Genomic DNA, 14,463 nt, shown 5'->3' with positions numbered 1-14,463 from the left:
GGCCGTAACGCGGGCGGAACGCCGGCGGCACGGGCGACGGCGGTCGGGGGCGCGCCCCGACCGCCGTACCTCCCCCGGCCCGTGCCGCCACCGGCCCGGCCCTCCCCCCTACGGCCCGGCACCAGCACCCCCACCCGCGACTTCACGAGGAACAGCGCCGACAGGCAGCGGCACGCACGGAGAACGGACGAATGGACAGACACACCCCCAGCCACGACGCAGCACCCGCCGGCCCTGCCGGTCCCACCGGTCCCGCCCGTCCCGCCGACGAGGCCGGAGCCGCGCGGCCCGGCCGGGCGGCGGCCGGCTCGCGGCGCCCCCGCCTGGGCCGCCGCGGCTTCCTCACGGCGGTCGCCGGAGCCGGTGCGGGCGCGGCCGGCGTGGGCGGCGTCGGCGCGGTCGCGGCACCCTCCGCGGCCGCCGCGACCGCCGCCGTCCCCGCGAGGACCACCGCCGCCTCCGCCGGAGTTCCCGTCGTCCTGCCCGGCCGGGACCCGCAGTACGACTCCCTCCGCACCGGCTACAACCGGCGCTTCGACGTCCGGCCCGCCGAGATCCTCGCCCCGCGCACCGCCGCCGAGGTGGTCGCGGCCGTGCAGCGCGCCCTCGACGGCGGGCGGCGGTTCACCGTCTACGGCGGCGGGCACTGCTTCGAGGACTTCGTCCTCTCCCCCGACGTGCGGACCCTCATCACCATGGGTTCCCTCGACCAGGTGCGGTACGACTCCGCGCGGGGCGTGTACGAGGTCGGGGCCGGCGCCCGCCTGCTGAACGTGTACGACCGGCTCTACCGCGACCACGGCGTCACCATTCCCGGCGGCGTCTGCTACTCCGTCGGCGTCGGCGGCCACGTCACCGGCGGCGGCTACGGCCTGCTCTCCCGCAAGCACGGGCTGACCGTGGACCACCTCGCGGGCGTCGAGGTGGTGACCGTGGACGCCCACGGCAGGGCCGCGCTCACCTACGCCCGGCGCGGCGACACCGGCGCCCTCGGTGACCTGTTCTGGGCGCACACCGGCGGTGGCGGCGGGAACTTCGGCGTCGTCACGCGGTTCGACTTCCACAGCCCGGACGAGCCGCGCGGTCTGCCCTCGCCGCCCGCCGAGGTCCGGTTGGTGTTCTGCGACTGGCCGTGGGACGGCGTGGGGCCCGAGCGGCTCGGCGCGTTCTTCGACGTGTTCGCCGACTGGTGCGCACGGCACCACACCTCCTCGGGACCGGCCGACGCCGTCTTCCCGTGGCTGACCGTCCGGCACCGGGACAACGGCGGCGTGGGCATGGTCATGCAGGTCGCCGACCCGGCCGGCGAGGCCGTCGGAGACGACCTGGTGAAACGTCTCGCCGCGGCCCTGGGGTACACCGACGACGAGCGGTACGTCACCCGGACCCGGATGCCGTGGATGAACTCGGTGCGCCTCATCGGCACGTCGAGCGACGAGAACAGCGACCCCAACCGGCGTGGCAAGCAGGGCTCGGCCAACTTCCGCGGCCGGCTGACCCGGACCCAGGTCGCGGAGATCCACCGGGCGCTGCACGAGCCGATCGAGGGCTCCCTGTCGGCCGGTGTGGACATCGCCGCCCTCGGCGGCGCGATATCCCGGGTCAAGCCCACCGACACGGCCGTGTTCCAGCGCGACGCCACGATGAAGTTCCTCGTCCAGACCTTCTGGGCCGACGAGCGGCACGACGCCGCGAACATCGCCTGGCTGCGCCGTGCCTACCACGGGATCTTCCAGGAGACCGGCGGTGTGCCCGGCTACGACGAGGTCACCGCGGGCAGCTACGTCAACTACCCGAACAGCGACCTGTCCGACCCGGCGTGGAACACCTCGGGCCTGTCCTCCGGGGACCTCTACTACGGCGCCAACCACGCCCGGTTGAGGGCGGTCAAGCGGCGGTGGGACCCGACGAACGTCTTCCGGCACGCGCAGTCGGTGCGGCCGTGAGCGCGCCCGAGGCCGATGTCCCGGCCGTGCCCACGACATCCGACACCGTGACGGAACTGCCCTGCGAGGCCCTCCTGTTCGACATGGACGGGACCCTGATCGACTCGGCGGCCTCCATCGAGCGGGCCTGGGCCGCCTTCGCCCGGGAGGAGGGCCTGCCGGTCGACGCCGTGCTCGCGGCGCTGCCGGGCAGGACCGCCGTCGACATCCTGGCCGACTTCCTGCCCGGGCCGCGCGCGGTCGCGGCGGGCGCCGAGCGCGTCCGCCGCATGCAGCGCGACCACGTCCGGGACGTACGTCCGCTGCCGGGCGCCCGCGACCTGCTGACCGGCCTGCCCGCCGGCCGGTGGGCCGTGGTGACGGCCGCGTACGAGGAGGTCGCGCGGGCCCGGCTGGCCGCCGCCGGCCTGCCCGTACCACCGGTGCTGATCGCCGCCGACTCCGTACGCCGGGGCAAGCCCGATCCCGAGGGGTACGAGCGCGGGGCGCGCGCCCTCGGCGTCGCACCGCAGGCCTGCGTGGTCTTCGAGGACGCCGACGTGGGCGTCCGGGCCGGCCGGGCCGCCGGCGCCCGCTGCGTCGGCGTGGGTGGGGCGGTGACGCACCCGGAGGTGGCGGCGCGGGTCGCCGACCTGCGCGGCATCCGGGTGACCGCGACCGCCACGGGCCTGCTGCTGCGGGTGCCCGTAAGCGCGCATGCGGCCACGGCGGACGGAGGCCCCCGATGAGCTCCACGTACCCGCCCTCGGCCACGTACCCGCCCGTGCCCACGCCTGCGCCCGCGTCTGTCGGTGTGCCGGTGCCTGTCGGTGTGCCGGTGCCCTCGGTCGACGCCGAGGCGGTGACCGGCTTCGACATCGGCGGCACCTGGCTCCGTTTCCGGTCCGGCGGGCGGACCGTCCGGCGCCCGGCGCCGAGTCTGCTCAACCACCCGGGGCTCTCGGTCGACGCGCTGACGGACCGCCTGCTCGACGAGCTCACCGGACCGGAGGTCGGGTCCGGCCGCGTGGTGGTGTCCCTGGGCGCGGCCATGGACGACCTGACCTCGCGGGTCCACGGCTCGGGGCCGCTGTGGGGCGCGGGCCGGCCGGGCGTCGACCTCGTCGCCGAACTGGCGCGGCGGCGCCCGGACATCCGCTGGCACGTGTACAACGACGTCACCTGCGCGGTGACGGATCTCGCCGCCGGGCGAGGCGCCGCCCTGCCCGGTGCCCCGCGCGTGGCCTATGTGACCGTCAGCAGCGGCATCGCGCTGAAGACCGCGGATCTCGGCGCGCGCACCATCACCGTCGACGCGGACGGGTTCCAGGGCGAGATCGGCCATCTGCCCGCCTCCGTCCCCGCCGGTCTCGATCCCGCCGTCCTGGCCCGGCTCCTCGACCTGCCCTGCGAGTGCGGCGGGCGGGGTCATGTGGCCGCGCTCTCGGCGGGTCCGGCGCTGCCCCGGGTGGCCGGGGTGCTGGGCCTCGGCCCGTTCGACGGGGCGCGGCTCGCGGACCGGGTGGCGGACGGGGACCCGGGGGCGATCCTGCTCCTCGACGTCGTCACCCACCCGTTGGCGCAGGCGATCCGCTGGCTCTCGGCCGTCGATCCCGTGATCGCCCTGGTGGGCATCGGAGGCGGGGTCGCCGAGGGACTGGGCGCCGTCTACCAGCGGGCCGTCGAGCGCCACCTCGACCGGGAGGCCGACTACACGTCGGGCGCCGGCCGCCGGACCTCGCCGACCGTGCTCGCGCCCGGCGAGATCGATCCGATCCGTGGGGCCGCGCTGCTGGCGGAGGGATTTCTGACGGTGGTGAAGCCATGACGGCGGCCACGAGGGCGAGTACGGGCCCGACTCCACGCGCCGCAAGCGCCGCGCACACCCCACGCACCCCACGCATCACACCACACGAGCACGCGAAGAGAGGGAACATGGCCACGCACCGCGCCATCGTCCGCGAGGCCGGCGTCAGCAGGATCGTCCGCCGGGAGACACCCGTTCCGGGCCCGGGCGAGGTCCTGCTGGCCCCGGAGGCGGTCAGCCTGTGCGGTACGGACATCCAGATGCTGCGCGGTCTGCGCGACGACCCGTCGCCGGTCCTGGGCCACGAGGGCGCGTGCCGGGTGGTCGCGGTCGGCAGCGGGGTCACCCGGGTCCGCCCGGGTGACCGGGTGACCGTGAACCCGACCCACCCGGGCGACCCGTCGTTCCTGCTCGGGCACAACGTCGACGGACTCTTCCAGGAACGCGTCCTCATCGCGGCCTCGGCCGTGTCGGCGGGCCTGCTGGTGCCGATCGGGGAGGAACTGGGCCCCGCCGAGGCCACCCTGGTGGAACCGCTCGCCGTCGTGGACTACGCGTGGGAGTGCCTGGTGCCGCGCGCGGGCGAGCACCTGGTGGTGATCGGCGCCGGCCTGGTCGGGAACCTGGCGGCGGCCCGCGCCCGCGACCTCTTCAGCGGTACGGACACGGAGGACGGCCTGGCCGTCACCCTGGTGCACACCAACCCGGCGGGGCGCGCGTGGTCGGAGAAGGCGTGGGCGGACCGGGGCGTCCAGCACACGGACCTCACGGACCTCACGGACCTGGCGGACCTGCCCACCGCCACGGCCCCGGCCGCCGACGCGGCCGCCGGTACGGACGCGGGCGCGGACCGCCCCGTGCTCGTCCTCGTCGCCACCCACCGGGACCGCACCGTCGAGGCCCTGGAGCTGGCGCACCGCCGCTTCGGCAGGGCGGTGCGCGCGGTCCATGTGATCGGCGGCGTCGCCCCCGACGCCCGGAGCGCCTTCCACCCCGGCGTGGACCTGGCCGGGGTGCGGGCGGCCAACACCGGTGGCCCCCGGCCCCCGCACCGGGTCGTGTGGAGCGACGGGCGCGGCACGACGACCGCTTTCACCGGCAACCGGGGAGTCACCGGTGAGGCCCTGGCCGCGGCGGCCGCCGAGCTGGGGCGGCAGCCCGAGCGTTACGGGCGGCTGCTCACCCACCGGCTCGGCCCGGAGGCCGGGGTGGACGTGATGAACCGCCTGGTGGCGGGCGGTCGGGTGGTCGACGGCGAGGTCGTCGTCCGCCTGGTGATCGAGCTGGCGGCCGAGGGAACGGCCGAGGAGACGGTCGGAGGCGCGGCCGCCGAAGGTACGACAGCGGGTACGGCAACGGGTACGGCAGAAGGAGCAGAGGCATGACAGGCACGGCGGTCGTGACGGGCGCCAGTTCCGGCATCGGGGCGGCCACCGCCCGGGCGTTGGGCGAGGCCGGGTTCGACGTGGTGGTCGGTTACGGCGGCAATCGGGAGGCCGCCGAGACGATCGCGCGCGAGATCGCGGAGGACGCGAAGGTCCGTACATGGGCGGTGGGCTTCCCGCTGACGGACCCGGCGGCCGCGGTGGCGGCCCTGCGCGCCGCCGTCGAGACGGCGGGCGGCATCGACGTCCTGGTGAACAACGCGGGGATCAACCGGCGGGCCTCCGCCCTGGAGGAGGACCTCGACTCCTGGTCGCACGTGCTCACCGTGGACCTGCACAGCCCGTTCGCGCTGGCCCAGGAGGCGGCGCGCACGATGGTGGCGCAGGGGCGGGGCGGGCGGATCGTCAACGTGACGAGCGTGCACGAGCACATCCCGATCGCGGGCGGCAGCGCGTACTGCGCGGCCAAGAGCGCCCTGGGCATGGTGACGAAGACGATGGCCCTGGAACTCGGCGAGCACGGCATCGCGGTGGTGTCGGTGGCGCCCGGGGAGACCGCCACGCCCATGAACGGGCACGACGAGGCCGTCGATCCGGCCACGGTCGCCCGGCCGGTGGTGCCGGCCGGGCGCCCCGGTGACCCCCGGGAGGTGGCCGATCTGATCCGCTGGCTCGTCTCCGGCCGGAGCGGATACGTCACGGGGCAGTCGTTCGTCGTGGACGGCGGACTGTCCCTGATCGCGGCGGACGCCAATGTCCGCTCGGTGCTCGGTGAGGACGCGGTGGGCTACCGGGGCCGTGCGGCGGCCGGGACGGGCTCCTGACCGGCTCGCACCGCCGGGGCGCCGTCCGCCAGCGGGCGGCCGGTCAGCACCGCGATGTAACTGCGGGTGAGGACGAGGGACTCGATCTCCTTGCTGATGCGGACGAACTCACGCGTCAGCACGGAGTCGAGCTCCCCGCACACCCGTGCCACGTCCACCCCCTCGTGGACGCATTCCAGCAGGAAACGGATGTCCTTGGTGCTCATCCCCCCGTCGAGCAGGAATCTGACGAGCCGCACCCGGGCCACGTCCGCCCGGGTGTAGACGCGGTGCCCGGTGGCGGTGCGTCCCGGCGTGAGCAGGCCCCGGCTCTCGTAGTACCGCAGCAGTCGCTCGCTGACCCCGGTGGTCTCGGCCATCTCCCCGATGCGCAGGGTCTCGTCGGACTCCTTGACCGACCCCGTCCCCCAGTCCCCCGGGCCGGGTGCGGGGGTGTCGGGGACGAACGGGAGCTCGAGGCTTTCGATCGCTCCGAGTTCGAGAAGCCGGTCGAGGGTGTCGGCGGACCGGTTCATGACGCGCTCCGTTCGTCCGCATGCGGCCATGGACGCCGTGGGCGCCGCGCCGTGGGACGGGCAGCGGGGAACGCGGGCTTCGACATGACGTGTTTCTCCTTCGTGACGGGCCCCGGTTGCGAAGCCTGTAGGCACCAAGTATCTCGGCGCCCCTCCGCTCCGACGGTCGTTTTTACATAGATTTATCCCGCCGTCACGGCCGTTTACAGACGGCCGGCCACCGACAGGGCGCGAACGGCACGGCACTTCCGGCCAGTTGACGGGCCGTCCGCGCCCGGCGCGAGGGCCACCGCCGGGCGCGGACGGCCCCGGACGTCTGCGGAAGTCCGTCAATTCCGGCGGTGGACGTCGGTCGCCCGACGTAGGACCTCCGCCCCATGTGCTCGTCGACGGTGGCGACTAGCGTCGGCGCGCATGCAGGACACGACGACGGTTCCCCGCTCCCTGGCCGAACGCCGGCGCGAGACCTTGGCCCGGCTGGCCACCGAGCGGGATGTCTGGGTGGCGACGGCCCACCCCGATCACGGCCCCCACCAGGTCCCCTTGTGGTTCCTGTGGGACGGGCGCGCGGTGTGGGTGTGTACGAGCGCGACATCGGCGACGGTACGGAACGTACGGGAGGATCCGCGGGTGCGGCTGTCACTGCCGGACAGCTTCGACGTGGTGCTGCTCCAGGGGACCGCGCGGTGGTTCACGGACCGGGAGGTGCCGGCGGATGCGGCGGACGCCTTCGCCGGGAAGTTCGCCTGGGACCCGCGGGCGGCGGAGCGTCCGTACGTGTACCTACGCATCGAACCGACGGTGGTACGGGCCTGGCGCGGGACGCCGGAACTGAGGGGCAGGGTCATCATGCGGGAGGGGGCCTGGCTGGAGTAGCCCCGGCCCGGAACGGCCGCCCCGCGAAAACGACTTGGAGCGTGCCCACCGCGTGACTACGGTGAAGTCCACCAGCACCTCCCGGTGCGCGGGTCCACGGCTACTTCTTCGGGTGAACGCACGCCGTGGACCGATTCCGATCTCGGGAGGCGCATGGCGGCGGGGTGCCCGGTGCGCAGGCCGGGGATACTTCCACTGATAATGGGGCGGTCGCGGGTTCGAATCCCGTCCGGCGCTTCGGGCGCCGGTAGCTCAGCGGCCAGAGCACCTTGTCTCCCCTTCCGATTCGATCTCGGGCACCCCCACGCCGCGCCTCCCCTCCACATGTGAGGGGCACGTCCATGGCTCGCTTCAACCTCCGCGGCGCCCGCCCGGCCGCCGGCTCGCCCGTGACCACCACGGGGCGGCCGACGCGTACGCACGAGGGCGCGGCCGGACTCCTCCGCGACGCGAAGAGCGAGCTGTTCCTCCTGGCCGTCGCCCACACCGTCGGCACCGACGCCTTCTACGAGAAGGCCGACGCCCGCGACGAGCGGTACACCGCCCTCGTACGGCGGCTCGCCGTCGAGGACCCCACGTGGACCTCCGGCCTGCTCGGCTGGCTGCGCCGCGAGGGCAACATGCGCACCGCGTCGCTCGTCGGCGCCGCCGAGTTCGTCAAGGCCCGCCTCGACGCCGCGCCCACCGCCGGCCAGGCCCCCGCCGACGGCGGTGGCGGTGGCGGCCCGGCCGACGGTGGCGCGCCCTGGTCGAACCGCGCCGTGATCGACTCCGTCCTCCAGCGGCCCGACGAGCCCGGGGAGATGCTCGGCTACTGGACCGGCCGGTACGGCCGCCGCCTGCCCAAGCCGGTGAAGCGCGGCGTCGCCGACGCCGTGCGGCGCCTCTACACCGAGCGGTCGCTCCTGAAGTACGACAGCGACACGAGGGGCTACCGGTTCGGTGACGTCCTCGAACTCACGCACCCCGCGCCGCATCCGGACCGGGCGTGGCAGGGCGACCTCTTCCAGCACGCGATCGACCGACGGCACGGCCGTGACGAGCGGATACCCGAGAGCCTCGGCCTGATCCGCCGGCGGCGGGCCCTGACGGCGCTGCCCGTGGCCGACCGCCGCGCGCTCCTCCTCACGCCGGACGGCCCGGACCTCCTGGGCAGGGCCGGCATGACCTGGGAGGCGCTGGCGGGCTGGCTCCAGGGCCCCATGGACAAGGCGGCGTGGGAGGCCGTCATCCCGTCCATGGGCCTCATGGCGCTCGTCCGGAACCTGCGGAACTTCGACGAGGCCGGCGTCTCCGACGCCGTCGCCGCGCGGGTCGCGGCGCGCCTGGCCGACGCGGACGAGGTGCGGGCCTCGCGCATGTTCCCGTTCCGGTTCTGGGCCGCGTACAAGGCGGCGCCCTCGCTGCGGTGGGGCCACGCCCTGGAGCGGGCGCTCGCGCACTCGCTCGCCCACGTGCCCGCGCTGTCCGGCCGCACGCTGATCCTGGTCGACCGGTCGCCGTCGATGTTCCCCGGCTACGGTTTCTCGACGCCGAACCGGTCCGACATCCCGCTCGCCGAGCAGGCCGCCGTCTTCGGCGCCGCGCTCGCGCTGCGCGCCGCGGCGCCCACGCTCGTGGAGTTCGGCTGGGACTCCCGGGAGATCGCCGTGCCGCAGGGCGGCAGCGTCCTGCGGCTGGTCGAGCGCTTCGGGAGGATCGACGGGACGGACATCCCCTCGGCCGTCCGGAGGTACTACGCCGGTCACGACCGGGTCGTCATCGTCACCGACGAGCAGACGCGCCCCGGCTGGCTCCCCTCCAACGCCGGCGGCCACCACGGCGGGATGCCCGAGACCCGCATCGACGACCTCGTACCGAAGAACGTGCCCGTGTACATGTGGAACATGGCCGGCTACCGCGAGGCCGCCATGCCCTCCGGCAGCGGCAACCGTCACGCACTGGGCGGCCTCACCGACACCGCCTTCCGCATGATCCCGCTCCTCGACGCGGGCCGCGACGCCCGCTGGCCGTGGGAGGAAGCAGCGGCCTGACGCGAGCGACACCGGGGGGCGACACCGGGGGGCGACACCGGTGCGGCACCGGTGGCCGGCTCCGCCCGACCGGCCAGGTGCCGATGCCGTTACTCGCACTCACAGGACCAACGCCTGGCTGGTTGGGGGCCGGTGGGAGCGCCAGGGTGGGGCGGGTCGGCGCCGACGTCCCCTGAAGCTCGTGCGAAAGGCGATCCCCCCGTCATGGACAGTCCTGCTTCCTCGCCCTCACCCGCCTCCCCACCCGTCTCCTCATCCGCGTCCGCTCCGGCGACCGCGGCCGGCTCCGGAGGTCCGGCACGGTTCCGCTGGGGTCCGTACGCCTCCGTCCTCCTTCTGCTGTTCCTGTTCGGCACCGAGACCTTCCTGGTGTCGCCGCTGCTCCCGACGATCGCCTCCGACCTGTCGATCCCGGAGTCGGCGGCGGCGTACAGCGTCACGGCGTACGTGCTCGTGTACGCGGTCTGCGCACCGTTCCTGGGTCTGGTGAGCGACCGTGCGGGACGGCGGCGCACGCTGCTCGCGGGCGCGGTCCTCTTCCTGCTGTCGAACGTCGCGGCGGCGCTGTCCGAGGGCCTGACGCTCCTGGTGGTGTCGCGTGCGCTGGCCGGAGTGGCGGCGGCCGCCGCCGGGCCCGCGATCTGGGCGCACATCTCGGAGACCACCGAGGACACGGTGCGCGGCCGGGCGCTGGGCCTCGGCATGGCGTTCTTCTCCTGCGGCCAGGTGCTCGGCGTGCCGCTGGGCAGCCTCCTCGCGGGCGCGGCCGGCTGGCGGGCCGCGTTCTGGGCCATGGGCATCGGCACGCTCGTGGTGGTCCCGATGCTCCTGAGGCGGATTCCGGCCGGTGCCGCCGCCCCGGCGTCCGGCGGCATGGGCGCCGGTGCGGTGTTCGCGCCCTGGGGCCATGGTGCGCTGCGCAGGTCCCTGCTGGTCAACACGGTCTTCAACGCGGCGAATCTGGGTGCCTACACGTTCATGGGCGTGGTCCTGGCGGAGCGTTTCGACCTGTCCGTGACCGTCCTCGGCCTGATCGGCGTCCTGGTCGGCGCGGGCAGCGTCGTCGGCTCGACGGTGGGCGGCCGGCTGGGCGACCGGGCGCGGGCCCGGGGCCGTACGGACCTTCCGACGCCGGCCGTGTGGGGCGTGCTCCTCGCGGTGGGCGTGGCCCTGACGGTGTGGGGCCCGGGGCTGGTCCTGGCGCTGGTCGGGGTCGTGATCTGGTTCGTCGCGAGCGGTGGTTTCGTGACCGACCAGCAGACGCTCGCCGGCACCGCCGCTCCCGAGCTGCGGGCGACCTCCAGCGCGTGGCTCACCTCGACCATGTACGCGGGTACGGGCGTCGGTGCCTGGGCCGTGGGCCTGTTCACCGATCTGACCCTGGGTACGGCGGTGATCGGTGTGTCCCTCGCGATCGTGGCGGCGCTCGGCGGCCTGAGGGTCGGCACGCGACGGTGATCGGCCGGACGCCGCCGCCCGCGCCCGGTCAGCCCGCTTGTCTGTTCGCGCCGACGCTGCGCAGCGGGCGGTCGACGAGAGCGGTGAGGGCGGCGGAGTCCTCCCGGCTCGTGGGGGTGAACAGCAGGATCAGCGCGCCCGGGTCGTCGACCGGGCGCAGCGAGGACAGCGCCATGCGGATCGGCTCGGCGCCGACCGGGGTGACGCCGACGACGCGGGTGGTGAGCTCGCCCACCGAGTGGCAGGTCCACCAGTGGCTGAGCTCGGGCACGTCGGACGCCAGCCGGTGGTGGAGCTCGGCCACGCGGGGCTCCGCCAGGTGGGGCTCCGCCAGGTGGGGGCCCGCCTGGGAGCGGAAGTGCTGGAAGACGCTCATGGCCAGCGGCTCCCAGTCACCGTCCTGGAGCCGGCCGCGGAACCGCTCGTCGGCGGCCACGAACCACAGCAGGTTGCGCCGGTCGGCCGGCACCGTCGACGGGTCGCCCCAGACGGCCGACCAGGCCGCGTTCCAGGTGACGAGGTCGAAATGGCGGTCGAGGAGGACGGCGGGGCTGACCGGCCAGGAGTCGAGGACCGGCCGCAGGGAGTCGCTGAGCGGCTCGCGGCCCGGACCGGACTCGGGCTCGTAGTAGCCGCCGAGGCGCAGGACGTGGCGCACCTCGCCCTCGTCGAGCCGCAGCGCGCGGCCGACGGATTCGAGGACCTGCCGGGAGGCGGTGACCCGTCCCTGCTCGAGCCAGGTGTACCAGGCGATGCTGACCCCGGAGAGGGAGGCGACCTCTTCCCGCCGCAGGCCGGGGGTGCGGCGCCGGGAGGTGCTGGGCAGACCGACGTCCTCGGGCTTCACCAGGGCGCGGTGGGCGCAGAGGAACGCGCCGAGTTCCCTACCCGCTGCGGGAGTTGACATGGAGCGACTCCTTCACGAGAGCCCGGGCGGCACCCGGTCATGATAGTGCGCACCGGTCCGCCCCCGTCGGGGGCGCCCTGCCGGGGGAGTCGTCGCGGGCCGATGCGGTCGACCCGTCTCAACGGGTCGACCGCGCGGGCGCCCCGCGGTGCCGGAGGTTGACGGCCGTGGCCCTGGCCACCGCCGCCGGGTTCAGGAAGCGCAGGGGGCCGATCAGGCGGGACGCGAACAGGTGCATGTGCCGCGCCAGCGCCGCGTCCCGGGCCGCCGCCGAGAACATCAGCCGCTCCAGGGGGTTGAACGGCCGGGCCTTGGCGAAGTCGGCGGCCAGGCGCTGATGTCCGAGCAGCCGGCGCCGGTGGGTGCGGGCGTAGCGGACCAGCGCCCGGTCGAGGTCGCCCCGGCCCGCGGCGGCCGGGGCGACCGCCTCCGCCAGCCATCGCGCGGACTGGAGCGCCCAGCCGCAGCCCACTCCCCACAGCGGGTCGCCGGTCAGGGCGGCGTCGCCGACGAGCGCGAGGCCCGGAGCGGTCGGAGTGCGGCTGTGCAGGGGATAGTCGACGGTGCCGATGATCTTGGAGACGCGTTCGGCGTCGTCGAGGGGCGGCGCCCCGGGCAGGGCGCGGAGGAAGGCGAGGAAGCTGCCCTCCAGGTCCTCCCGGAAGGCGGGCAGCCGCTTCTTGTCCGGGAGCACCGCGAGGACCGTCACCCCGTCGTCGTTGGGGAAGGCGTACGCCATGTCGGGTTCGAGGAACCAGATCCGGCCGATCCCGTCGGGCAGCGGGAGGTCGCGGAAGTGCGCGAGATAGCCGAACCGCGTGTTCTCGTACCGCCGGACGGGCATCCCGGCGAGTTTCGCCACGGCGGAGTCCTTGCCGTCGGCACCGACCACGAGGCGGGCCCGGATCTCGCGCTCCCCCCGGGGCGTCGAGGCCCGCACCCCGACGGTCCGGCCGCCCTCCCGGAGCAGTCCGGTCACCTGGTGGGCGAGGAGCAGGTCGACGCCGGGGGTGCGGGCGGCGTGGGACCGGATCAGCGGATCGAGGACGCTGCGCCGGATGTTGTACGCGTACGGCAGCTCGGGCCCCGCCGGCGCGGCCCTCGGCTCGATCCAGCCCCAACGGGTGTACCAGCGGGCGGTGTTGCGGACGGCTCCCGCCTTTTCGAGGGCGGGGACGAGGCCGAGCTCGTCCAGCACCGGGTAGGCGTTGGCGGTGATCGAGTGGGTGCACAGCACCTTGTACGCGTCGGGGTCCGAGCGGCGTTCCAGCAGGGCGACGCGGACACCGCGCCGTGCGAGCAGGATCGCCGCGGCGCTGCCGGCGAGGCTCGCTCCGCTGATGACGACGTCGTAGTCGTGCCCCGCGCTCTCAGGCCGTGTCATGCGCTGATCGCCCCCCTTGGGATTCCGGTGCGTCGGTCGGGTCGCTGCCGTGCCAGTGCTGTCAGGAACATGCCCGACTGTCAAGGGCCGGGCCCGACGGCCCCCGCCCGGGGGACGTCTGGCGTTTACCTCGCTCGCCCGCGGGTGCGCACTTCGCTTACCCGGGCCGGGCGCCGCCCGTGCCAGGCTTGGCCGCGGTGTTCGAACGGCTGACTGGCGCCGCGTCGGCGGTGCCCGGCATGGGAGGGACAACCCGATGAGCCTGGTGGATGTGTACACCGAGTGGGATCCGCTCGAGGAGATCGTGGTGGGGACCATCGCGGGTGCGCGGGTGCCGACGACCGATCGGAGTCTGCTCGCCGCGGAGTACGGGGACATCGACGATCCGCAGGAGATCGTCCCCGGCCCGTATCCCGCCCACGTGGTCGAGGAGACCGAGGCCGAGCTCGAGGAGCTGGTGGACATCCTCACCGGTCTCGGTGTGAAGGTGCGGCGGCCCGGCGGGCGCGACCACAAGGCGGTCGTGTCCACCCCGGACTGGAGCACGGACGGCTTCCACGACTACTGCCCCCGGGACGGCTTCCTCGCCGTCGGCAAGACGCTCATCGAGTCGCCGATGGTGCTGCGCTCCCGGTGGCTCGAGGGCTTCGCCTACAAGGACCTGTTCGTGGAGTACCTGGAGAGCGGCACGCGCTGGATCTCGGCGCCCAAGCCCCAGCTCCTCGACGACATGTACGAGCCGTCCGCGCCGCCCGGGGAGCGGCTGAAGAACCTGGAGCCGGTCTTCGACGCGGCGAACGTCCTCAAGTTCGGTACGGACGTGCTCTACCAGGTCTCCGACAGCGGCAACATGCTCGGCGCGCGCTGGCTGCAGGCGGCGCTGGGTGACGAGTACACCGTGCACCCGTGCCCCGGCATCTATACCTCCACGCACATCGATTCGACGATCGCGCCGCTGCGTCCCGGTCTCGTCCTGGTGAACCCGTCCCGGGTCAACGACGCCAACATGCCCGACTTCCTGCGGGGTTGGGACCGGATCGAGTGCCCGGAGCTGGTGGACCAGGGCTTCGTCGGCCCGCACCCGCGCGGGTCGGTGTGGATCGGGATGAACTTCCTGACCGTCGGCCCCGGCAAGGTCATCGTGGACAAGCGGCAGGTGGACCTCATCCGGCTGCTCGAACGTCACGGGGTCGAGTGCATCCCGGCGCAGCTCACCCACGCCCGGTCGCTCGGCGGCGGTTTCCACTGCGTCACCCTCGATGTGCGCCGCACGGGCGAGCTCGCCACCTACCGGTAGAGCGCGCCGCCGGCCGGCTCTCCGCCGATGCCCCACACATCGGCGGAGGGCC

At 74.4% G+C, this 14,463-nt stretch carries 12 protein-coding genes; 9 read left to right on the top strand and 3 right to left on the bottom strand.

Annotated elements, in window-relative coordinates; all coding sequences use genetic code 11:
• Nucleotides 1-191 precede the first annotated feature (191 nt).
• The 5 genes from ABZ135_RS17450 to ABZ135_RS17430 all read left to right on the top strand — a co-directional run bounded on the left by ABZ135_RS17450 (nucleotide 192) and on the right by ABZ135_RS17430 (nucleotide 5,941).
• Nucleotides 192-1,946 (top strand): FAD-binding oxidoreductase, encoded by a 1,755-nt coding sequence (locus tag ABZ135_RS17450; protein WP_356696553.1) that lies wholly within the window; start codon nucleotides 192-194, stop codon nucleotides 1,944-1,946.
• On the top strand, nucleotides 1,943-2,674 hold the full coding sequence (locus ABZ135_RS17445; RefSeq protein WP_356696551.1) for an HAD-IA family hydrolase: 732 nt from the start codon (nucleotides 1,943-1,945) through the stop codon (nucleotides 2,672-2,674). Before ABZ135_RS17450 ends, ABZ135_RS17445 begins: the two co-directional genes overlap by 4 nt.
• On the top strand, nucleotides 2,671-3,753 hold the full coding sequence (locus ABZ135_RS17440) for an ROK family protein (RefSeq protein WP_356696550.1): 1,083 nt from the start codon (nucleotides 2,671-2,673) through the stop codon (nucleotides 3,751-3,753). The genes ABZ135_RS17445 and ABZ135_RS17440 overlap by 4 nt, the downstream gene beginning before the upstream one ends.
• A gap of 107 nt (nucleotides 3,754-3,860) precedes the next feature.
• Nucleotides 3,861-5,117 (top strand): alcohol dehydrogenase catalytic domain-containing protein, encoded by a 1,257-nt coding sequence (locus ABZ135_RS17435; protein WP_356696548.1) that lies wholly within the window; start codon nucleotides 3,861-3,863, stop codon nucleotides 5,115-5,117.
• Complete coding sequence (locus ABZ135_RS17430; RefSeq protein ID WP_356696546.1) at nucleotides 5,114-5,941, top strand: SDR family oxidoreductase; 828 nt, start codon at nucleotides 5,114-5,116, stop codon at nucleotides 5,939-5,941. The genes ABZ135_RS17435 and ABZ135_RS17430 overlap by 4 nt, the downstream gene beginning before the upstream one ends.
• Here ABZ135_RS17430 and ABZ135_RS17425 read toward each other — a convergent pair.
• A complete protein-coding gene (locus tag ABZ135_RS17425) occupies nucleotides 5,905-6,456 on the bottom strand; it encodes a MerR family transcriptional regulator (protein WP_356696544.1) in 552 nt (183 codons plus the stop codon). The genes ABZ135_RS17430 and ABZ135_RS17425 overlap by 37 nt on opposite strands.
• A gap of 414 nt (nucleotides 6,457-6,870) precedes the next feature.
• Here ABZ135_RS17425 and ABZ135_RS17420 point away from each other — a divergent pair, with 414 nt between their 5' ends.
• The 3 genes from ABZ135_RS17420 (at nucleotide 6,871) to ABZ135_RS17410 (ending at nucleotide 10,823) form a co-directional block, all read left to right on the top strand.
• Entirely contained in the window at nucleotides 6,871-7,332 is a 462-nt protein-coding gene (locus tag ABZ135_RS17420; RefSeq protein WP_356696542.1) for a pyridoxamine 5'-phosphate oxidase family protein, read from the top strand.
• Between the two features lie 341 nt (nucleotides 7,333-7,673).
• On the top strand, nucleotides 7,674-9,365 hold the full coding sequence (locus ABZ135_RS17415; protein ID WP_356696540.1) for a TROVE domain-containing protein: 1,692 nt from the start codon (nucleotides 7,674-7,676) through the stop codon (nucleotides 9,363-9,365).
• 204 nt (nucleotides 9,366-9,569) lie between these two features.
• On the top strand, nucleotides 9,570-10,823 hold the full coding sequence (locus ABZ135_RS17410) for an MFS transporter (RefSeq protein ID WP_356696538.1): 1,254 nt from the start codon (nucleotides 9,570-9,572) through the stop codon (nucleotides 10,821-10,823).
• Nucleotides 10,824-10,851: 28 nt separating this feature from the next.
• Here ABZ135_RS17410 and ABZ135_RS17405 read toward each other — a convergent pair whose 3' ends face one another.
• Together ABZ135_RS17405 and ABZ135_RS17400 are read right to left on the bottom strand one after the other, a co-directional pair.
• Nucleotides 10,852-11,730, bottom strand: a complete 879-nt coding sequence (locus ABZ135_RS17405; protein WP_356696535.1) for a helix-turn-helix transcriptional regulator — start codon at nucleotides 11,728-11,730, stop codon at nucleotides 10,852-10,854.
• A 118-nt stretch (nucleotides 11,731-11,848) separates the two neighbouring features.
• A complete protein-coding gene (locus tag ABZ135_RS17400; RefSeq protein WP_356696534.1) occupies nucleotides 11,849-13,114 on the bottom strand; it encodes an NAD(P)/FAD-dependent oxidoreductase in 1,266 nt (421 codons plus the stop codon).
• Nucleotides 13,115-13,370: 256 nt separating this feature from the next.
• Between ABZ135_RS17400 and ABZ135_RS17395 the strand changes: the two genes are divergently transcribed.
• Nucleotides 13,371-14,411: an inosamine-phosphate amidinotransferase 1 gene (locus ABZ135_RS17395; protein ID WP_356696532.1), complete on the top strand. Its 1,041-nt coding sequence runs from the start codon at nucleotides 13,371-13,373 to the stop codon at nucleotides 14,409-14,411.
• Nucleotides 14,412-14,463 lie beyond the last annotated feature (52 nt).

Origin of the sequence: Streptomyces sp. NPDC006339 (assembly GCF_040612775.1) — a bacterium.
Lineage (GTDB): Bacteria > Actinomycetota > Actinomycetes > Streptomycetales > Streptomycetaceae > Streptomyces.
The sequence above is the reverse complement of the archived record's forward strand: the minus strand, read 5'-3'. Positions and strand labels throughout refer to the sequence as shown.